The organism is Calothrix sp. PCC 6303 (assembly GCF_000317435.1).
Classification (GTDB): Bacteria; Cyanobacteriota; Cyanobacteriia; order Cyanobacteriales; family Nostocaceae; genus PCC-6303.
On the sequence record NC_019751.1, the window covers coordinates 4511677 to 4532984 of the forward strand.

16 protein-coding genes are annotated in these 21308 nt (G+C 38.2%); 7 read left to right on the forward strand and 9 right to left on the reverse strand.

All coding sequences use genetic code 11. The annotated features are described in order from the left end of the window. Positions 1-733: 733 nt before the first annotated feature. Entirely contained in the window at positions 734-1576 is an 843-nt protein-coding gene (locus tag CAL6303_RS18485) for a cell division protein FtsQ/DivIB (protein WP_015199343.1), read from the forward strand. Positions 1577-2609: 1033 nt separating this feature from the next. Then, positions 2610-3902 (forward strand): cell division protein FtsZ, encoded by a 1293-nt coding sequence (ftsZ, locus tag CAL6303_RS18490; RefSeq protein WP_015199344.1) that lies wholly within the window; start codon positions 2610-2612, stop codon positions 3900-3902. Positions 3903-4080: 178 nt separating this feature from the next. Here ftsZ and gshB read toward each other — a convergent pair whose 3' ends face one another. From gshB to CAL6303_RS18510, 4 genes are all read right to left on the reverse strand, one after another. Continuing rightward, complete coding sequence (gene gshB, locus CAL6303_RS18495; RefSeq protein ID WP_015199345.1) at positions 4081-5043, reverse strand: glutathione synthase; 963 nt, start codon at positions 5041-5043, stop codon at positions 4081-4083. Between the two features lie 103 nt (positions 5044-5146). After that, on the reverse strand, positions 5147-5404 hold the full coding sequence (grxC, locus tag CAL6303_RS18500; RefSeq protein WP_015199346.1) for a glutaredoxin 3: 258 nt from the start codon (positions 5402-5404) through the stop codon (positions 5147-5149). A gap of 554 nt (positions 5405-5958) precedes the next feature. After that, entirely contained in the window at positions 5959-6876 is a 918-nt protein-coding gene (locus CAL6303_RS31245; protein WP_015199347.1) for a hypothetical protein, read from the reverse strand. 377 nt (positions 6877-7253) lie between these two features. After that, positions 7254-8171, reverse strand: coding sequence for a 2OG-Fe(II) oxygenase (locus CAL6303_RS18510; RefSeq protein ID WP_015199348.1), 918 nt, complete (start codon positions 8169-8171; stop codon positions 7254-7256). Positions 8172-9112: 941 nt separating this feature from the next. Here CAL6303_RS18510 and CAL6303_RS18515 point away from each other — a divergent pair. Beyond that, on the forward strand, positions 9113-10390 hold the full coding sequence (locus CAL6303_RS18515; protein WP_015199349.1) for an aspartate aminotransferase family protein: 1278 nt from the start codon (positions 9113-9115) through the stop codon (positions 10388-10390). Positions 10391-10458: 68 nt separating this feature from the next. Here the strand turns inward: CAL6303_RS18515 and ychF are convergent, their stop codons facing one another. Continuing rightward, a complete protein-coding gene (gene ychF / locus CAL6303_RS18520; RefSeq protein WP_015199350.1) occupies positions 10459-11550 on the reverse strand; it encodes a redox-regulated ATPase YchF in 1092 nt (363 codons plus the stop codon). 455 nt (positions 11551-12005) lie between these two features. Here ychF and CAL6303_RS18525 point away from each other — a divergent pair, with 455 nt between their 5' ends. Continuing rightward, positions 12006-13388 (forward strand): NAD-dependent succinate-semialdehyde dehydrogenase, encoded by a 1383-nt coding sequence (locus CAL6303_RS18525; RefSeq protein WP_015199351.1) that lies wholly within the window; start codon positions 12006-12008, stop codon positions 13386-13388. Between the two features lie 295 nt (positions 13389-13683). Beyond that, complete coding sequence (locus CAL6303_RS18530; protein WP_015199352.1) at positions 13684-15327, forward strand: acetolactate synthase large subunit; 1644 nt, start codon at positions 13684-13686, stop codon at positions 15325-15327. A gap of 200 nt (positions 15328-15527) precedes the next feature. Here CAL6303_RS18530 and CAL6303_RS18535 read toward each other — a convergent pair whose 3' ends face one another. From CAL6303_RS18535 to CAL6303_RS18545, 4 genes are all read right to left on the reverse strand, one after another. Continuing rightward, positions 15528-16670, reverse strand: a complete 1143-nt coding sequence (locus CAL6303_RS18535) for a pentapeptide repeat-containing protein (protein ID WP_015199354.1) — start codon at positions 16668-16670, stop codon at positions 15528-15530. Between the two features lie 97 nt (positions 16671-16767). Then, entirely contained in the window at positions 16768-16932 is a 165-nt protein-coding gene (locus CAL6303_RS30420; protein WP_015199355.1) for a hypothetical protein, read from the reverse strand. Positions 16933-17035: 103 nt separating this feature from the next. Beyond that, positions 17036-18553, reverse strand: a complete 1518-nt coding sequence (locus CAL6303_RS18540; protein ID WP_015199356.1) for a GUN4 domain-containing protein — start codon at positions 18551-18553, stop codon at positions 17036-17038. Between the two features lie 207 nt (positions 18554-18760). After that, positions 18761-19201 carry a hypothetical protein gene (locus CAL6303_RS18545; protein ID WP_238993717.1) on the reverse strand — a complete coding sequence of 147 codons (441 nt, stop codon included), beginning with the start codon at positions 19199-19201 and terminating at the stop codon, positions 18761-18763. A 101-nt stretch (positions 19202-19302) separates the two neighbouring features. On the opposite strand from CAL6303_RS18545, the gene CAL6303_RS31250 reads away from it, so the two are divergent. Both CAL6303_RS31250 and CAL6303_RS18555 read left to right on the forward strand, forming a co-directional pair. Continuing rightward, on the forward strand, positions 19303-19710 hold the full coding sequence (locus CAL6303_RS31250) for an ArsR/SmtB family transcription factor (protein WP_015199358.1): 408 nt from the start codon (positions 19303-19305) through the stop codon (positions 19708-19710). A 133-nt stretch (positions 19711-19843) separates the two neighbouring features. Further along, positions 19844-20656: an EndoU domain-containing protein gene (locus CAL6303_RS18555; RefSeq protein WP_015199359.1), complete on the forward strand. Its 813-nt coding sequence runs from the start codon at positions 19844-19846 to the stop codon at positions 20654-20656. Positions 20657-21308 lie beyond the last annotated feature (652 nt).

Sequence of the window (21308 nt, forward strand, 5' to 3'; positions counted from 1 at the left end):
GCAGTAAATAATTTTGTGCCATTCTATCTGTGTATCCTGAGTCTTCAGTAATTGCCATTAGAGGACAGAGAGTATTATTCCTGATTACGTAAGTGTATACTCGTTTTTTTTCACCTGCCACTCTAAAGCTATTTATCAAGCCCATATAACTAGGTGAGTGGGAAAAATAGTCGTTGTGGGGAGTGAGTAGTAAGTAGCAAATAGTGAGTCGTGATAAGGATTTGAGTTTACCATTGTAATCTTTAAATCAAAAATACAAGGTTGAAATATCACAAAAGACTTTTTTTGTCGATATTCATTAGGTATAATATTTAGCAAAAATTAGCGCAAATTGAAAATATACCAATCATTCTCATTTACTAATCCATAAAACTTTTCTTTTCCTAGCTTTGTATGAGATGCTTTTTGTAAAGATGGCTAAGACCCCACAGTCAAAAAGCTACATTTAGATGAAAATGGTGCTTTTAAATGAGGAGTCTATTAATTGGAGGTGTTGTATGTTCAGCTAAACTTGTCAAACAGAAACCTTAAAATTAAGAAATTATGGCTCCTGGATCACTGTAGTAGCAATAAACTTGTAACAATTCATTTTTCCCCAGACCAAGTTTTACATTTTGTAACAAAGCAGATTAGATCAGGATAAAGTTACTGATAGCTGAAATTAAGTTTGATTATTCAATAACCGGAGTGCGCTGAAGATTAAACTCAAAATCTTAAAGGGGTTGAAATAATTATGGTGACAGTTTCCCGTATTGATTTAGCCCAGCGACGACGGAAATTACGTCGCCAGAGGCGAGTCAGAATTATTCAGTTGATTTGGCAAACCTTCGCTGTGGGAAGTTTGGCAAGTGGCTTGTGGTGGCTGGCAATTCAGCCGATGTGGGTTTTGAAAAATTACCAAGATATAGAGGTAGAAGGTAATCAGTTACTCTCATCTGAAGCTGTTCAGTTACAGACTGGTTTGGTTTACCCTCGCTCATTGTGGCGTATCCAACCATCGGCGATAACCAAATCTTTGAAGCATCAACCGATTATTGCCGATGCTGTGGTTTCTCGTCGGCTATTTCCTCCAGGTTTAGTGATTCAGATACAGGAGAAAGTTCCAGTTGCGATCGCATTTGACAATGATCCCAACACCAGCTTAAATCCTACCGAAGCCAAGAAAATCAAAAAGGGTTTATTAGATGCAGATGGTACCTGGATACCTATTGATAAATATATAACTATGAACCCTAATGCGAAAATGCCAACTTTAAAAGTTATCGGTTCACCGCAACAATATGCTTCATTTTGGAGTTCGTTTTATCGCGCAGTTAGTCAAAGTCAAGTCTTAATCACAGAGATTGATTATCAAGATTCATCTAATTTGATCTTAAAAACTGAATTAGGATTAGTCCATCTTGGCGCACCAACTCCCCGTCTGGAGGAACAAATCAAAATTCTTGCTAAAATGCGCCATCTACCAAACAAAGTCAATCCTAATAAAATGGAGTACATAGATTTGAAAAATCCTGACTCCCCTTTAGTACAAATGAATCAAAAAATTCCTAAAAAGAATTTAAATTCACAAAAATAGGAATTTTCAAAAAGCTGGTAAAATTTATAGAGATAGAATACTTAAGTGTGAGTTTATAAAGCAATGTTCAAAGTCTGCAAAGCTTTTGTCAGAGAAAGTTAAATAAATATTTTCATCTTGTATATGGAGGAAGAGTCTGTAAAAAGAAGTATCAAAGTAAATCAGTAATAGATGATATTTATCCCCAGTTAGTGAATTTATGGGTTTTAAGTTTGTTATTAATCAAATGAAAACCGATGTTAATTTCTAATTAAAATGAGAACATAGCATCAAAACTATTTGGAAAAACTATTTGCTTAAAAACAATCGAACTATAAGATATGCTCAATAAAAGTTTATCAAGTTGTAATAATAGCTTATGATAACTTTGATCAATTGCAGAACACAAAGCTCGTTAATTTTGAAGAATAATTTCTGAGATTGAAATATCTCCAGTTAACTTGGAGTTTATAACCATTTTTCTGGGATACTCGCTTTATGCGATGGACGATGCTCCCTAAAAGCAATAGCGTTGAAAACTCTCTCATCCGGAAGTGACATTATTGGAAAAAACATCGCACAATAATGTTTCGATAGATAAATACCTCTAAGATCGATATGATGAATTAGACATTGTTTATATAAAATCTATAAAAATTACATATTCAGATGTAATATTAACGACAAATGTTAATTCAGAATGAAGTATCTTAAGTAATAAATTATACTATCGATTTACTGAAAAAGCAAGATAGCATTGCCACAAAGGTATTAATTGTATTAATGTCTGGTTTAAGTTATACATAAAAGCTCTATCAAAGTACTATGTATAGTTCTAAATAATAAGCGATGTAATTGCTTGTTCGCCTGCAAACACATGCGGTTCCTGGATGACTCATTCCATAGTAAACTTTACATCTCCTATCCGGTAAGGTTTATAAGTAATGCGAAAAAGAAAGAACAATGCTATCTGCGAAATGGTAACTTCCAATTCGAGTTGACTCTTAGGTGAATTGCACCTGTAAAAGTCGTTTACCCACATGACCACAAACCAATGACACTTGATAATAACCAAGGGTTTACATATAGAAACTCTCAGTCTCCAGGACAACCAGGACTATCGCTGACATCAAACTCTACCAATCCTTTTAGTCATTCTGGGCTAAATTTTGGTAATAATGACAGCCGCAAAACTCCCATTGAAGAAAGCCGTATTGGTGATATCGTACCCGGTCGGGTTGCAAATATTAAAGTGATTGGCGTTGGTGGTGGTGGCAGCAACGCAGTCAACCGCATGATTGCCTCCGATGTGAATGGAGTTGAATTTTGGTCAATTAACACCGATGCTCAAGCCTTGACATTAGCTGACGCTCCTAGTCGGTTGCAAATTGGTCAAAAATTAACACGAGGTTTAGGTGCTGGTGGAAACCCAGCAATTGGTCAAAAAGCAGCAGAAGAATCCCGCGATGAACTAGCAGCAGCTTTAGAAGGTGCAGATTTAGTATTTATCACTGCGGGAATGGGTGGTGGTACAGGTACTGGTGCAGCCCCAGTGGTGGCAGAAGTTGCCAAAGAAATGGGAGCCTTAACTGTAGGTGTCGTAACACGTCCATTTATCTTTGAAGGTAGGCGACGGATTAGCCAATCAGAGCAAGGAATTGAAGGACTAAAAAGTCGGGTAGATACCCTAATTATTATTCCTAACAATAAACTGTTAGAGGTGATCCCCGAACAAACCCCCATGCAAGAGGCATTCCGTTATGCTGATGATGTCCTCAGACAAGGGGTACAGGGGATTTCGGATATTATTACGATTCCGGGATTAATTAACGTTGACTTTGCAGATGTAAGAGCAGTCATGGCTGATGCAGGTTCAGCATTGATGGGTATTGGTATTGGCTCCGGAAAATCCCGCGCGCGCGAAGCAGCGATCGCTGCAATCTCTTCACCCCTATTAGAGTGTTCCATCGAAGGGGCTAGAGGTGTAGTATTTAACATTACTGGTGGCAGTGATTTAACATTGCATGAAGTCAATGCAGCAGCCGAAACCATCTACGAAGTAGTTGATCCCAACGCCAATATTATTTTTGGTGCAGTCATCGATGACCGACTCCAAGGAGAAGTACGCTTAACTGTAATCGCCACTGGCTTCACCGGAGAAACCCAAGGGGCAGCGCAGCAAAGCACAACCAACCAAAGGATTGTTACACCCCAAAATCGGCGACCAATGCCTCAACCATCCGCAAATCAGCCCACTCAAATCCAACCACCCGAACAACCCAAGGAAAAACCAGGTTTAGATATTCCTGACTTTCTCCGCAGACGTACTCAGCAACCCCCGCGTTAAATTAGCAGTGAAATCCTACACTGAATCTTTTTGCACAGTGTAGGGTTGCTAATTTGCTTGATATATGCTTTCTATTCGCTGTTAAAAGTTCCCTATTTTCAAACTAGTACCTCAAGGCAGTAGGCAGTGGGAGAAAACCTATTATTACTCGGCTTTTCAGGATTAAATAATGGTCTATTTATTTTGCCTGCTCTACCCATTGAATAACTTTTTGTCCTAAACGAATTCCTTCAAACTTGTCAATTTCCCTAATTCCCGTAGGACTAGTAACATTAACTTCAGTTAAATAGCCGCCAATAACGTCAATTCCAACAAAAATTAAACCATCTCGGCGCAAAGTATCGGCAACTTGTTGACAAATATCATACTCTCTGGGTGTAATTTCGGTTTTGGCAACTGTCCCACCCGCAGCCATATTGTTGCGAAATTCTCCGGAAGCAGAAAGGCGGTTGAGTGCGCCAATGGGTTCACCATTAAGTAAGATAATCCGTTTATCGCCAGCTTTTGCCTGGGGTAAATATTTTTGTACCATCACGGGAATTTGACCCAGTGAGGTGCTTAATTCAACGATAGAATTGAAATTGCGATCGCTTGATTCCAGAAATAGGATTCCTTCCCCGGCTTTATTTCCCAAAGGCTTTAAAACTGCGGCTTCTTTGGCGGCAACAAATTCTCGAATAACCTGTTTATCAGCACTAACTATGGTTTCGGGAATTGCCTCGGTAAACTGCAAAGCATACATTTTTTCATTAGCTGCCCGAATCCCGTTAGGATTATTGACAAGCAATGTTTTACTTTGATCAATGTAATCAAGAATATAAGTTGCGTATAAGTATGGAACATTGACAGGGGGATCAGTTCTCATAAATACCGCATCCATCGTTTCCAAACAACAGGGAGTCGGTTCCCTTAGTTTATACCACTGACTTGCAGCAACCCAACGCTCATTTACCAACTCAATTGGTGTTAACTCCACCTGTTGCAAAACAGCCCAAGCTTTTCCTGCAACTACACTTAGTTGATTTGCTTGGGTAATCCAAACCTCATGTCCTAATACATACGCAGCTTCCATGAGAGCCACGCTTGTATCATGACATGGGTCGAGATTTGAAATTGGGTCAATGATAAAAGCAAGTTTCACGCTTTCTGCCTCAATAGCCAGGATGTTTCAAAATTATTCGCTCCTTTGATTATCTCCTGATGAGGGTCTTTGAGAAAACTGTACTAGGGATTTTTATTGATAATCACGCCAGTAAGCTGTCTAATGTTCCTTCAGCTTCAAGATCGTGAATATCGTCACAGCCTCCAATGTGAGTATCATTGATAAAAATCTGTGGTAGCGAGCGTCTTCCATTTGCACGTTGTGCCATCTTGCTGCGCGCATTCTCATCTCCATCAATACTATACTCAGTAAATTCCACCCCTTTACGTGTCAACAAGCTTTTAGCACGAATACAAAAAGGGCAAGTTCTCCAGGTGTAAATCTCAACTTTGGCAGTCATATTTTGTTTTTTTTTGATTTAATGCCCTTTAATTCTAGAATGCGATCGCGCTTTTAGCGGATGTTAACCTTATCCATTATGAAAAGTGGAGTTTTGTCATTGCGTAGCTTGCGTCTTGGTAAAATAGACGAATATGCTTCTTAGCCTACTTACAGAAGCCGCTCCCTGTCTAGCCGTTAGGGTAGCGACTCGTCGCACACTATCAATCCAGGGTCTTTACGGAAAATTACGGTTCTCAAGATAGGCGAGGTTTACAGCAAAAATATTAGAAACTTGGGATTAATTAATAGTATAGGAGTTACGCACTGTACAAATTAGTCATGGTATGATTTCACCGAAATAGCTTGTTTCAGACTTTGACCAATTTGTTTTTAGCGATAAATTAACCGTGGGGTAGGGGTTTAGCATTGCTAAAGCCCTACGAGAAATATGGTTTTCCCGCAACATATATTTATTGTTTTCTGTCAATGCGTAAGTCCTATAGTATTTAGATCTCCTAATTATTTAAAATATTCGATCTAAATACCCTTTGCACTCCAAATTACCTCAAGAGCTTAATTTTCGGCAGTTTCCAAATTTTTCCTTTTCAGAATTTTAAATCCACCCAAAGCTAGTAGGGCAAGAGACAAATTAACAGCAGGTTCTGGAACTTTTGTCACTGGCGGCTTGGGTTTATAGTATGAAGCTACAAACAAAGAAGCATGGGATAGATCTTTACCATTTTTGCCGCTACCATCTAAGGCAACACCAATGGTATCAAAGATTCCTTTTAAACCTGTTTTAGAAAAATCAACTTCTTTAAAAAGGTAAGTACTATATGCCGTGCTGGTTTTAAGACTGATGACAAAGGTACTCAAGTTACTAGTTGGGTTAATCGTAAAAGGATTATTTAAACTCCAAGAACCTGTATTGAAATCATTCGCTGCTTTGAAACCAAGACTATTCCCTCCGTCGTCTGATTTTCCAGCTAATGACCACTGAACGTTAGAACCAACATTAAGATCAAACAGACCACTGCCATTCTGACTATTCAAAGTACTCAGCAGCGTACTTTGATTACCTGTGTCATTACCTTGAAAAGGTCCCTTACAATCTGTCGCTGTAGTTCCTCCAAGCGATACGTTAGTCACGCTACAGGTTGCTGTAGAACTAACAACGGTTGCTGGTGAAAGTGCTAAAACAGGTGTTGTAGAAGCTACTGGCGTAGGTGTAGAAGCTACTGGTGTGGATGTAGTGGTGCCAGAAGTAGGTGTAGAAGCTACTGGTGTGGATGTAGTGCTGCCAGGAGTAGGTGTAGAAGCTACTGGTGTGGATGTAGTGTTACCATTTCCATTGCCATTTCCATTTCCATTTCCATTTTTATTGGCATTCTTTGCAGATGCTTCTGACATTTGTGTTCCTAAAGCCATAGTGAATGACAACAAGCCAATACTGATATAGCTAATTATTTTCTTTGAATTTTGGTAAGGCATTTTTAAAATCTCCTAAGATCGTAAGACAAATGTTTTTTTTATGAACAAGAAATACTGGCGATAACCCTTTATAAATAAAATCTTGGCAGAATAAAATCTTTTTGTCTTGCGTTTATGTAGCAAGTTCATAGAAAATTTAATTTAAAGATTTTCGCTTTATCTTAATAGAAAATTCACATATATTCAGTGTAAATACAGATTTCTGCAATAGTTTATTTTGAAATAAAAATACTATAAAAAGGTCGAAAAATAAAACATTATCAATCAAAGTATGATGTTCAAAGGGTTTCCAGATTATTAAATGCATAAAAAAACAAGAGGATATGCACCCTCTTGCTGATAAAAGTAATATTTTTAACTGTTTATACTCAAGTATTTTATCTACGAACCCAACCGTTAATTGTAAAACGGCTATCTCCGAAGGCTTTAGATGGACAATTGACAGTTAAAACTTCATGCATGTAGCGACTCAGGAAGAAAACAATACTATTATTACGAGGTTCAACTGTTTTGAATGATTCTGCATTCACATACATATTATTTTCAACTTTGCTATCGTATATTACAAGTTCGCCACCAGAAAACATTTTTGGTTCTCGGTAAAAGTAATAAACATAGGTTAGTTCCCTAGTTGCGGTATCAGTGCCACCATTATCATTATGAATTCTGTAATAATTTCCATCGTTATGAGATGTCATTTGACACTCAATTTGAGATATGGGAAATTCTGGTAATTCTAATTTGGTTCTAATATCTGGCAGTATGGCGTTGATTTTTTGAATAATTAGCTGAGAAAATTCTGGAAAATCATACAGAACCATTGATCTACGGTAATCTATCTCATTGGTTGAGGTTTTGGTAGAAACAAAGTTTGATTCTTGCTGAAGAACGTATCTAATTAGATTTTCGTGTTCTTGAGGGGTAAAAAAGTCATCTATTTGGACAAAATAAGAATCCAAAATCTCTATATCTTGAGAATTTAGACTTTGAGAATTAATATTCTGATAATTTTCTAGTTTTATCGGCTCAATTAGCATGGGAGGTTCTGTAATCACCCCAACAAGATGCTCACTTGGAAAAGATAAAACAGAATTACCTTCATCCATGGGGATTTGAAACAAGTTATGTTCCACAGGTTCTTGCTTGTAAGCGCGAGCAACTATTGTTGTTAAAAGCTTATGTAGTAAAGGCTCATCTGATTTAAGACGAACTGTGTATTCGTGTCCTCCGTACAGAAGCAGCTTGACTTTAACAATATCTTGTGATGGAGATATGTGAGAAGATAATTGCATCATAGTTAAATTAATTTATTTTTATTAAGGTTTTATTGGGGTTGATTATTGGAATCGGCAGAAGGCAGTAGGCAGTCCAAATGGAAAAAAATCACCAGCACACATGTATGTGTATTTTTACCGCTCACTACTTCCCACCCACCTACAAGTCAGTAGGGATAAGCGCAAACATTTGGGCTGGTTGTGCCTAGGCTGTTGACTTTGTTGAAAATTAGGCGATTTTTGCTACTTTTGTTCGTGGCGTTTAATCTCTTGTTAAAACCCTATCAAAATCAAGCTTTCAGCCATCGTGACTACCCACGTTTTTTGCATGGATGAAATCCCGAAAAAGGCACAGAGTCAACAGCCTAGCCTAAATCCCCATCTCAAAACCCCCTTTTCCTTGTTTCTTGTTCCTTCTTCAAATGGTTCTGTTTATACCTGCCGACTTAGTTTAGATAACCAAAGATATTTACACCCATTGTGAGTCAAGCAGTGAGTAAAGCAAGGTAGTTAAAGTTTAGATTTAGTAAATGTTTATACTTTCTAGCATGTCAATAAGAAGATTGTCATGATTGATTTCCACATAAATCTTCCACTCAAGCGAGGCGTAGGTTGTTTTGGTTTCGTTCTACTACCTACGAAAGAAAATTTAAATTCTCAAAAAGCACGGAGTTAACAACAGCCTAAATAAAGTCTCGCTTCTGAGTCGGTAAGATTGGCATAAACTCACAAGCATATAGTTCTGAGTATGATTGCAGCTTGAGTGAAATTTATGTAGTGCTTTAAATCTCTTGGGTTTTAGGTTAGGATCGTGAAAATAGTTGAAACAATATTAAAGACCAGGAATTCCCAACCTTTTGGAATTTTCGGATAGCTGGAAAGCATTACAACAACTTTGTCAGTCTATTCACAGCGCTGGTTGTCAAATGTGGTGATTTTGATTTTATAGGAGAAGTCAGGCAGTGAGCATCGAATTCGCAACCTTACAACCAACATCAGATCCAATTGCAGCCAACAGCTTTGATAAAGATGAATTTGATCAAGCTGTGATGTCAACCTACGGACGCTATCAAATTGCATTGGAAAGAGGTGCTGGTAGCCGCGTTTGGGATACGGAAGGACGAGAGTATCTGGATTTTGTTGCCGGAATTGCTACTTGCACTTTAGGACATGCCCACCCAGCAATGGTGGAGGCTGTAACTCGACAAATACAGAAGTTGCATCACGTATCTAATTTATATTACATTCCAGAACAAGGTGAATTAGCTAAGTGGCTAGTACGCAATTCATGTGGTGATCGGGTGTTCTTCTGTAATTCGGGAGCAGAAGCAAACGAAGCGGCAATTAAGCTGGCGCGAAAATACGGGCACACAGTATTAGATATTGAACATCCAATTATTCTCACGGCACACTCTAGTTTCCATGGGAGAACATTAGCAACCGTTACAGCTACGGCTCAACCGAAGTATCAAAAAAACTTTAGTCCTTTAGTTCCTGGTTTTCACTACGTTCCCTACAATGATATCAACGCGGTGGAAGAGGCAATTAGCGAGTTGGATGAGGGTGATTATGGGGTTGCAGCTATTTTAATTGAACCACTGCAAGGGGAAGGTGGTGTACGTCCAGGTGATGTGACTTACTTCCAAAAGCTGCGAAAAATTTGTGACGAAACTGGAATTTTATTGATTTTTGATGAAGTGCAGGTGGGGATGGCACGTAGTGGTAGGATGTGGGGTTACGAGCATTTGGGAGTGGAACCCGATATTTTTACCAGTGCGAAAGGTTTAGGTGGTGGTATTCCCATCGGAGCAATGATTAGTAAGAAGTTCTGTGATATTTTTCAACCGGGAGAACATGCAAGTACATTTGGAGGAAATCCTTTTGCTTGTGGTGTCGCGCTTTCAGTTTGCCAAACAATAGAAAAGGAAAATATTTTGGCAAATGTTGAAGCACGGGGTAAACAGTTACGTGCAGGTTTGCAACAAATAGCTGCTAAATATCCTCATGTTGTGAGTGATGTTCGTGGTTGGGGTTTAATTAATGGTTTGGAACTGCAAGCAGATATTCAGCTAACAGCCGCTGATGTGGTAAAAATTGCTATAGATAACGGTTTGTTGTTGGTACCAGCAGGATTAAAAGTGATTCGATTTGTACCACCATTGATTATTACAGAACAAGAAGTGGCTACAGCACTGGAGGCAGTGGAGAATGCGATTATCGCATCCACTGCTGTCGGATAATCACCTTATTCACCCCTGTATTGATCTAGGGAGACGCGATATATCGCGTCTCTACGTGGGCTATATTTCTATGCGCTAGTTAAAAACACCATCACATCCCCCTCTTTGACGATATACTCTTTTCCCTCACTCCTAACTAAACCTTTCCCCTTAGCAGCATTCATTGAACCATTACTGACTAAATCCTCGTAAGCGACTGTTTCCGCACGAATAAAACAGCGCTCAAAATCACTATGAATCACACCTGCTGCTTGGGGTGCAGACATTCCGGCTTTAATTGTCCAAGCACGGGTTTCTTTCTCCCCTGTGGTGAAATAAGTCCGCAGTCCTAGCAAAGTGTAGGTAGCGCGAATTAAAGATTTTAAACCACCTTCTTCTACACCTAAAGAAGCGAGAAAATCGGCTCTTTCTTCTGATGGTAAATCAATTAATTCTGATTCAACCTGTGCGGAAACAATGGAAACTTGAGCATTTTCTTGTGCGGCTACTTTGCGGACTTTCTCCACATATTCGTTCCCGGTTGCTAAATCATCCTCGGAAACATTAGCTGCGAAGATGATTGGTTTTGCTGTTAGTAATTGTAAAAATGCAATTGTTTCGCTTTCCTCGGCAGTTAAACCCAACTGACGTACAGATTTACCTGTATTTAACTCAACTACTAATTTTTCTAAAATTACTAACTCTGCTTGTGCTTCCTTACTTGTACGTGCTAATTTTTTAGTTCTTTCTATACGCTTTTCAACCTGTCCTAAATCAGCCAAAGCTAACTCTAAATTAATGATTTCAATGTCTCTCACCGGGTCAACCGAACCATCAACATGGATAATATCGTCATTATCAAAACAGCGTACCATGTGAACGATGGCATCAACTTCGCGGATGTTGGAAAGGAACGCATTACCCATTCCCTCACCTTTACTAGCACCCTTAATTAAACCAGCAATGTCAACAAACTCCACCTGTGCAGGAACAATTTGTTTAGTTGCGGAAATTTTTGCCAGGACGTTTAAACGTTCGTCTGGAACCGAAACAATGCCAATATTTGGGTTTTTCGTACAAAAAGGGAAGTTTGCGGCTTCAGCTTTAGCATTTTCCACCAAGGCATTAAATAAAGTTGATTTTCCCACATTGGGCAGTCCGACAATCCCAGCTCTTAACATGACAACAGTTTAGTATCTTACCTTTGCCAGGATATCAAAATATGCCGTGGGCTTGTGAGAAGTTAGCTGATAAGCCTCTTATTGGTAACTGTATCCGTTGCACAGCGTAGAAGCAAGAGGAACCGGAGTGATTAATACAAATTACCTCCAGGTTTGTCCTATAGAGCGAATAGCGAAAACAATCACAAATTATATTTGACTCAAATGTGAAAACATGTTTTGTGTTTTCTGTCAATACCTGAGTTCTGAATGATAGAGAAAAATCATAGCCATGAGTATTAATGCTCATTGATGATCTAGAAAAAAATATATTTCATTTCATTTATTTTTGCGAAAACTTAAGCTTTAACTGATAATTATTGGCTGTGTAGCTACAATTTAAATGATGGCTTTCCACTAAAGTTTTGCTAAAACAAGGATACACCATCGTATATTTTTCAACGGGAGTTTAGGTTATGGCTATCGCCACCATTAATCCCGCTACAGGGGAATTAGTTCAGCAGTTTGAACCTTTGAGTGATGCAGAAGTTACGGCAAAATTAGATTTAGCAGAGGAGGCATTTGCAGATTATCGCTTAACTAGTTTTGAATTGAAGTCAAATTTTCTAAACGCAGCGGCTGATATTTTAGAACAGGAAAAAGCTGATTTTGCCAAGCTGATGACATTGGAAATGGGCAAGACTTACAAAAGCGCGATCGCTGAAGTGGAGAAATGCGCTATTGTCTGTCGTTATTATGCTGAATCTGCGCCGGGATTTCTCGCTGATAGTTATGTAGAAACCGATGCCACCAAGAGCTATATAAAATATCAACCATTGGGGATTATTTTGGCTGTCATGCCGTGGAATTTCCCATTTTGGCAGGTTTTTAGGTTTGCAGCACCAGCCCTGATGGCGGGGAATGTAGGTCTACTCAAACATGCTTCTAATGTTCCTCAATGTGCTTTAGCAATTGAAGATATTTTTCACCGTGCAGGTTTTCCCCAAGGTGTATTTCAAACCTTGTTAGTTGGTGCAGCAAAAGTTAAGGATTTAATTAATGATCACCGAGTAATGGCTGCAACCCTGACAGGGAGTGAACCTGCGGGAATGTCTCTCGCATCTGCTGCGGGAAACCAAATTAAAAAAGTCGTCTTGGAATTGGGGGGAAGCGATCCTTTTATTGTTTTGGCAAGTGCAGATTTAGAAGTTGCTGCCACAACAGCAGTAGCATCCAGAATGTTAAATAATGGACAGTCCTGTATTGCCGCAAAACGCTTTATTGTGGAAGACGCGATCGCATCCCAGTTTGAACAGCTATTATTAGAGAAATTCCAAAATCTCAAAGTTGGTGATCCGATGTTACCAGATACCGACATTGGACCTTTAGCAACTGCAAATATTCTCCAAGAAATAGATCAGCAGGTACAAAATGCCGTAAATAAAGGTGCAAAAGTTCTCATAGGTGGTAGTACTGCAACCTGTGAAGATGCATCCTTAGCCAAAGGTAATTTTTATTCTCCAACCATTATTAGTAATATTTCTCCAGATAACCCCGTTGCCAAAGAAGAATTTTTTGGTCCGGTGGCAATGTTGTTTCCTGTCCCCGATATTGATGCGGCAATCAAGCTAGCAAATGATACCCCCTTCGGTTTAGCCGCTAGTGCTTGGACAACCGATTCTCACCAACAACAACGCCTAATTAACGAAATTGAAGCGGGGGCTGTATTCATTAACACCATGGTCAAATCCGACCCCCGTTTACCTTTTGGGGGTATTAAACGCTCTGGATATGGTCGAGAATTAAGTATTCAGGGCATACATGAGTTTGTAAATATTAAAACAGTGTGGGTAAAGTGATTCAGAATTGGGAAGACTAATAAGGCTGGACAAAATTCAAAATATTAGACATCTCCGAAAAAGAGGTAGAGACGTAGCATTGCTACGTCTCTACAAGGGTTCTGGGTAACGCATAATTAATTTCCGGAGATGTCTATTGATTAAGTAACTTTTCCTAATTCTGAGATAGTTACTTATTTTTGCCACTTTGGACAACGAAATTAGGAGTCAGGAAATTGAAAATTAACTCTCAACTTCTAATTCATCACTATATAACTCAAGTCTCAAAAGATAATTTGATAACCGAGAATCAACTATGAATACAGCAGAACTATTAGTTAAATGTCTAGAAAATGAAGGAGTTCAATATATTTTTGGACTTCCTGGAGAAGAAAACTTACATGTTTTAGAAGCACTCAAACATTCTTCCATCCAATTTATTACCACCCGTCATGAACAGGGTGCGGCATTTATGGCAGATGTCTATGGCAGACTTACAGGGAAAGCTGGAGTGTGTCTATCTACACTTGGTCCCGGTGCCACTAATTTAATGACAGGTGTTGCCGATGCAAACCTGGATGGTGCGCCCTTAGTGGCAATTACCGGGCAGGTGGGAACTGATAGAATGCATATTGAGTCTCACCAATACTTAGATTTAGTAGCAATGTTTTCTCCAGTAACTAAGTGGAGTAAACAAATAGTCCGCCCTAGTATTACACCAGAATTGGTGCGTAAAGCATTTAAGCGATCGCAAAGTGAAAAACCTGGGGCAGTTCATATAGATTTACCTGAAAACATCGCCGCGATGCCAGTGGAAGGAAAACCCCTACAAATTGGTAAAGCTGAAAAAACCTTCGCTGCTTTTGCCAGTATTCGCGCTGCTGCTGGTGCCATTTCCCAAGCTGTCAACCCCATCATCTTAGTGGGTAATGGAGCAATTCGCGCCCAAGCTAGCGATGCTGTCACCCAATTTGCTACCCAATTAAATATTCCCACCGCCAATACTTTCATGGGGAAAGGTGTAATTCCTTATACGCATCCTTTGGCAATGTGGGCAGTTGGGTTACAACAACGGGACTTTGTGAATTGTGGCTTTGATAATACCGATTTAGTTATTGCCATCGGCTATGACTTAATTGAGTTTTCACCCAAGAAGTGGAATCCAGACGGAAAAATTCCCATCATCCACATTGGTGCAATTTCTGCGGAAATTGATAGTAGTTATATTCCCGAAGTGGAAGTTGTGGGTGACATTTCCGACTCACTATTTGAAATCCTCAAAGTTGCCGACAGACAAGGAAAAGCCAAACCCTATTCCCTGAGTTTACGGGAAGATATTCGTGCTGACTACGAACAACATGCTAATGATGCCGAATTCCCTATCAAACCGCAAAAACTAATTTACGACTTGCGGCAAGTCATGGGACCTGATGACATCGTGATATCTGATGTTGGCGCACATAAAATGTGGATTGCCCGGAACTACCATTGCCACAGCCCCAATACCTGTATAATTTCCAATGGCTTTGCCGCCATGGGTATCGCCATTCCTGGGGCTTTAGCCGCGAAATTGGTGCATCCCAACCGCAAAGTAGTGGCAGTAACCGGGGATGGTGGATTTATGATGAACTGCCAGGAATTGGAAACAGCTTTACGTGTGGGTACACCATTTGTCACCTTGGTATTTAACGACGGTGGTTATGGGTTAATTGAGTGGAAGCAAGAAAACCACTTTGGTAAAGGACGTTCATCTTTTGTACATTTTAATAACCCAGACTTCGTTAAATTTGCTGAAAGTATGGGATTAAAAGGTTATAGAGTTGAATCTGCTACCGATTTAGTGCCAATTTTAAAAGAAGCACTAGCGCAAGATGTCCCAACAGTCATTGATTGTCCTGTGGATTATCGGGAAAATGCTAAATTCTCACAAAAATCTGGCGAATTAAACTGTACAGTTTAGATTCCGATTCTGCTGCATGTAGAGACGCGATATATCGCGTCTCTCTTCTACAAAGGTTTTAATGTAGGTTGGGTGGAGGCTTTGCGTAACCCAACATAACTAACTGACAAAACTAATAAATTTTCAATTACTATAAATATCAAAATTAAAATGTTGGGTTGCATTTCACTCCACCCAACCTACGAGGAATTGCGATTCCACTAGTTATCGTCATCTAAATTATCTAAAGATAAATTATATATAGCTTTTTCCCAATTTTTTGCTTTTTCTAATTGTCCGATTTCAAATCGAGCATTTATCAAATCAGCTTGCTCTAAGTCTGCACCAGAAAAATCTGCACTGTAATGATATGTATCTGAATAAATATCTTCATTTGTCCAATTTTCTGGATAATTTGGTACTAAATTAGCAGCCCTTAATTGTGCATTTTTAAGATTAGCATTTTTAAAATCACATCCTTCTAATCTAACATAAGTTAAATCAGCATTTTCAAGATTAGATTCTTCAAAATTACAGTAAAGAATACGCGTATATACGTCATCCGATAAAAAATCTAATCCATAGTCTAAATCAATATCATCAGGCACTTCAGAATTAAAGTTAGCTTCAATTAATGTAGCTCTTTTAAAATTACATTTATGTACATATGCAAGACAAAAATCAGCATTACTGAGTTTTGCATTCTGCATATTTATTTCACAAAGATTTGCTTTTTCAAAATTAGCATAATTTAAATTAGCACCAGATAAATTTAAACCTTTAAGATTAGAGTTACTGAAATCCAAAAAATATTTGTCACTAAATTCAAAATTCTTTGTAAGTCTAGTAATAACATTAATAGCAGCTTTTATGTCGGCATGTGTAGAAGTAGAGGATGAATTATTATTAGGGGATGTTTCTCTTATATAAGCAGTCAAAATTTCTATAATTTGCCATAAATCTTTGTTGGAATCCGCTCCTATTCTCTCTAATATATAAATTGCGCCTATACGAGAATGAATGCTTTCATTTCCTAACAAATTAATTGCACTTGCAAAACTTTCTGTAATTTGTTTTTCTTTATTACTTGTTTCAGTTATTATTAGATTTTGTTCTGAAACTTTAAGACTACGCCAGCTAAAATATGCTGTACTAAAGAAAAATAATCCTCCTAAAAATTGAACTAAAGTACTACGATTAGCATTTTCTAGTTCAACACGTTTTTCATTACTTAACTTCAGATGACCAATTTGTAATTTAGGAATGAATATAACCGTTAATATACTAGTTACAATTCCTATTATTACTAATATTTTTGTTGATTTCAATGTTTTACTAACTGATAAATTTTTTATTTTATTCATTGGAATATTACAAATAGGAAAAGCTGATAGTTCAACATATTATATATTTAAGAATGAAACATCAGAGATATAGTCTGATCACCATAACTCAATCCTTTTAATTATGGTCACTATGCATCTGCTTCAGTAACCATTCTTCTGGAGTAATTTTATAAATAACTGCTTCATTGCCCGAAACCTCAGTACTGCCAACTAATTTCTCGTCAACTCGACGTGAAGCTAAATTTTGAGGGCGAATCAAACTGATTATATGCGATCGCATACACTCTTCAAACGCGAATGCGATCGCTTCTTATTCAGACATCACGCTTTACTTCTAACACACTCACGATAACTCTACACTATCAATATGAGTGTCCTCATGCTTAAATTTTTGAAAAGATAACTGATAATTCTATACCACCCCTCCATTCATCCCATAATCTGGGAAGATGACCTTTTGGACTATCAAGACTAAACTTAATATCTGAATAATAAGACCATTCCCTGGTAGTCCAATTAGCAAATAAAATTTGATGCTTTCGTTGACTTCTCCAACCAACAATCTCTCCAAACTTAAACCAAGCTTCTTCATCATATTTACCGATGTCGTACCCAAGTCCCTGCCAAATTTGCTTTTGAATGCTAAATCCAAAATGTCCGCTACTGTAATGTTGCCAAAGCTTATCTATCTGATATATGTCTTGATTAGATAAATTATAAGCGCTTTCAAAGCTTAAGTAGGTTTGTATTTCTCTATTCGCTAATCTCAACAATATATGTTTTGTCTCTTTATCTGCTTCTTTCCATTTACCCGATTCTAATAGTTCGCGTAGTTGTTTATAGTCTATCGATTGATCTGGAATCCGATTGTTGTTGACTTCGTATTCATCACTTTCATCAGTTAGTTCATCTAAAATATCCTCATCATCTTTACTTTCTTGAGTAATTTTTTCTTGTTGAATGTTTGAATGTTCTTTTTGCTCATGTATATTTGGCAAATTTCTATTTATTGCTATACGTTGAATCGCTTGAATTGCTTTTGTATCTGTTCCGCTAGAAGCAACTAAAACCCGAATCCATAGTTGTTCAGCCAAATCAATATTTTGCTCAACTTCTGCCTCAAAAGCATCATTTTTTAACGTGGAAATATCCGCTAAAGTCGCATATTTTGGTACAAGAATTAAATGGGATTTCGTAACGGGTTCAGCAATAATATATGGTGTTTGTCTGGCTTTGTTATGTTGACGTGCTATTTCTGGTACACGAAAGCTTAAATATTGATTCAATCGTTCCACTGTCGCACATCGTCCCTGCATCCCCAAACCTTCTAACAACGCGCTGGTAAAAGCACCCTGCTGTAATGCTTCGATTTCGTAGGAATACTCATTAGGACTGCAAGAAAAAATACTAATTACACCCGTTTGTCGTGCTTCTTCGGCTGTTTGCCTTCCCAATCCTTCACCGCGAGTTCCTTGGTTGCGACATGCATCTAAAATTAAAACAACGTTATCTGCTCCGCACCTTCGCAAGCGTTCGCTGATAAAATTTATGGGAATAGCTGTATCAACCACATCTTCAGGATTTCCATCACTCGGCATCAGATAATCTCTGTCAGCATGACGCATTCCATGTCCGCTAAAGAAAAACCAAAAGTTATCCCCCGGTTCCATAAAGGGCTTTTCAAAGCGAGTTAGCAAAAAGTGCCGCAAATTTGCCCGATTTGGACGTGTGGATTTTCCAGCTATATCGGGTGAGTCATCAGTGAAAAAATAAACTTGCTCAAAACTAGCTTCTTTGCCGAGAAAATCATGCATCAACTGTGCATCCTGCTTGGCATAGTTCAAGTGTTGCAGGTAATCGTATTTATTTACGCCAATGGTAATTGCCCAGTTTTTTGCCATTTCCCTTTGAGATTTTAGATTTTGGCTTGTATGTAGTAAGGTAAAAATATTTGTACATTGCGAAAAGTCAAAAACCCTGGGATTGCTAGTCTGCGACAAGCCGCTATGTCGTAAAACGACATGCTATGCTACGCGTCTACCTTACGTCGCAATTACAATATATTTAATTTTGCGTAATTAGTACGAACTTTATATTGAATTTTTGTTCTAACCTTCTGGTTTTCTTTTAAATGTCAGCTTAATTCCTCCTTTCCCCCCAGCTTTGACACCATTACCAAGTAACTTTACTTGCCCTTCGCCATTAATTTCTACTGTTAATTCAATTTCATCAAGCTGCATTCCGGATTTAGCACCTGCTTTTGCTTGGGTTTGCTGTTCTGCACGGGTAAAAACTTTATCTACAACTAGCAAAAAACGGCTCATTTCTTGCTCTAATTTTTCAGCATCAACTGGAACTGCATTTTCTGGAATTTTTGCGTCGGGGGTTTTTGTTTCTTCTCCCCAATCTCCACCACTTCTATTACTTCCACCTTTTTTCCCGTCGGGAATGGATATTTGAGGGATATCATCGGTGACAATCCAAATGCTGTTGGGGTTTTCCATAAATCGGGATACTGAAAATCTGCTTTTAATTATTACATGTTTCATCTGTAATATCCGCGTGCAAACAAATCTATCTATCGCCAGTTTTGAGTTGGGAGACAAGGAAGGAGTTAGAGCATAAGATGTTGAGTGAAAATTGAAAGTATATGTCTTCTATAAAAATATTTGCCGTTCATGTTCATAACTGCGTTTCTGAGACTAAAATAAATGAGTCTAGTTTTAAACATAGTATTAATAATAGTCAATTGCAACAGCCGTCATTAGATCTAATTACTACTGATAAAGCCCAACGAATGGCAGAATTTTTTAGTTTTTTAGGGGATGCAAATCGCTTAAGAATTTTGTCATTACTGGCAACCGAAGAACTGTGTGTGAGGGATTTAGCTCATGTATTGGAGATGAGTGAATCTGCCGTTTCACATCAGTTAAGAAATCTCCGGGCAATGCGGCTTGTTAGTTACCGTAAGCAAGGTAGAAATGTTTTTTACAGTCTTCATGATAGTCATGTTTTGCATCTTTACCAAGCGGTGGCAGAACACCTTGATGAGGAGTAGGGGGGTAAGGGATAAGTAACGGCTTGCTTTTTAATTTGAAATTGCTGCAATGAGTATTCAGCAGATTATTCATAATTTCTGAAAAATGGTGTAATAATATACGGTGTCATTTGTTACAAATTATGTCGAATATATGAAACAACGCCTGACTTATTTATTGAATACTGGATTATTTATCTGTTTAGTAGGATTGACATCTCCTGTTTACTCCCAAAGGCAAGGGGAGAAACTGATTCCTTTTTTTGATAGTGAGAACAATCCAGTTTCTGTTGCTTACCCACGGGGACAAAAATTAGATATATCACCAGCAGCACCACAACTAAATGAATTTGATCAAGCAGTGTTGCAAGCTTGCGGTAATATTGGGACAAATGTCAGCCCAGAGCGCTTTAAACAATTAATGCGATCGCATCCTGTCATTTTACAGAAAATTCAGGAAGTTACCGCAGGGGAATTACGTCCTGGAAGAAAAAGTAACTCGGAGTTTATCCAGGATTTAACCAATATTTGGTTTCAGCGCAAAGGTTTTGAGCATATTTTTTGTGGAGAAATTAAAAGTACCCAAAAAATTGGGGGTTTGCATTTCGCTGGAAGATATCTCCAATTGCAAAATCAAGGGATTGGGGGAATATTACCGAATAATCAAGCACGTCAAGAGGTTGTTCCTGGTTCAATATACACTTTGGGTGTGGTAATTAAGCAGGGTAATAAAACAATTACAGATACTCTTAAAGGTTATGGGTATTTGAGCAATGCAGAGGAAATGTTGGTGGATACAACCAGGTTATTTAAACAGCAAGGAACTTTTGAAGGTGCTTGTATTGCTAAAGTCCAGGATATAGAAACCGGAACAACTATTCCTAGTGTTTTTGTCAGGAAAGAAGGTGCCATTGTCACCTATTATCCAGATGCCACTCCTCAAGGTATTCAATGTAAGGGAAATTAAAAAATAAGTAATAAGTAATGAGTAATGAGTAATAAGATAACTCCACAAAAAAGATGATTCAATATTGTGGAATAGGCAGCATTCGACTGAACGCTGCCTGAACCAGAATAAAAAATCGGAAGAGAATTGATCTCTCTCCGACATAAATGTACGGACATTTTCAACAGTTGCAAAACAAACTGACTCAAGCCAGGGTGTTTTGCTTTTTAGTTTTGGTTTTCCAGATGCGAAATCTGGTAGGCACAGTCAATAATACCCTATAAGCCTGGGCTAAATTTAATCATAGCTGTGCCTGCCTATCCTTTTTCTAGTATTTCGCTGCTGCACTTACAGCTATTTTCAGTAGGGGTTTAGCAATGCTAAACCCCTATGGCTGATGTGGCTAAAATAGATGAAAACTGCTGTAAATCAACATTGAGAACAATTCCCTCAATAGTAGGGTACAATCCCCGTTTAACTCTGCTTCATTATGGATAAGGTTCACATACAATTTAAACTCCTAAAACAGAAGTGAAAAAAGTCATGAATTAGGAGTCTAAATTTTATGACTTCGGACAGAGTGAATTTTTGTTACAAAATATTTATACTTAACTTTATTCCCATTGGTAATTTTAAAAAATAAATAGTTGAAAATTTTAGCTAATTATTAAGT

What these genes read in the sequence shown, in the direction of transcription:
- CAL6303_RS18485 (WP_015199343.1), top strand. Translation starts at nt 734, where the DNA reads ATGGTGACAGTTTCCCGTATTGATTTAGCCCAGCGACGACGGAAATTA.
- ftsZ (WP_015199344.1), top strand. Translation starts at nt 2,610, where the DNA reads ATGACACTTGATAATAACCAAGGGTTTACATATAGAAACTCTCAGTCT.
- grxC (WP_015199346.1), bottom strand. Translation starts at nt 5,404, where the DNA reads ATGACTGCCAAAGTTGAGATTTACACCTGGAGAACTTGCCCTTTTTGT.
- CAL6303_RS31245 (WP_015199347.1), bottom strand. Translation starts at nt 6,876, where the DNA reads ATGCCTTACCAAAATTCAAAGAAAATAATTAGCTATATCAGTATTGGC.
- CAL6303_RS18510 (WP_015199348.1), bottom strand. Translation starts at nt 8,171, where the DNA reads ATGATGCAATTATCTTCTCACATATCTCCATCACAAGATATTGTTAAA.
- ychF (WP_015199350.1), bottom strand. Translation starts at nt 11,550, where the DNA reads ATGTTAAGAGCTGGGATTGTCGGACTGCCCAATGTGGGAAAATCAACT.
- CAL6303_RS18525 (WP_015199351.1), top strand. Translation starts at nt 12,006, where the DNA reads ATGGCTATCGCCACCATTAATCCCGCTACAGGGGAATTAGTTCAGCAG.
- CAL6303_RS18530 (WP_015199352.1), top strand. Translation starts at nt 13,684, where the DNA reads ATGAATACAGCAGAACTATTAGTTAAATGTCTAGAAAATGAAGGAGTT.
- CAL6303_RS18535 (WP_015199354.1), bottom strand. Translation starts at nt 16,670, where the DNA reads ATGAATAAAATAAAAAATTTATCAGTTAGTAAAACATTGAAATCAACA.
- CAL6303_RS30420 (WP_015199355.1), bottom strand. Translation starts at nt 16,932, where the DNA reads ATGCGATCGCATATAATCAGTTTGATTCGCCCTCAAAATTTAGCTTCA.
- CAL6303_RS18540 (WP_015199356.1), bottom strand. Translation starts at nt 18,553, where the DNA reads ATGGCAAAAAACTGGGCAATTACCATTGGCGTAAATAAATACGATTAC.
- CAL6303_RS18545 (WP_238993717.1), bottom strand. Translation starts at nt 19,201, where the DNA reads ATGAAACATGTAATAATTAAAAGCAGATTTTCAGTATCCCGATTTATG.
- CAL6303_RS31250 (WP_015199358.1), top strand. Translation starts at nt 19,303, where the DNA reads ATGTCTTCTATAAAAATATTTGCCGTTCATGTTCATAACTGCGTTTCT.
- CAL6303_RS18555 (WP_015199359.1), top strand. Translation starts at nt 19,844, where the DNA reads ATGAAACAACGCCTGACTTATTTATTGAATACTGGATTATTTATCTGT.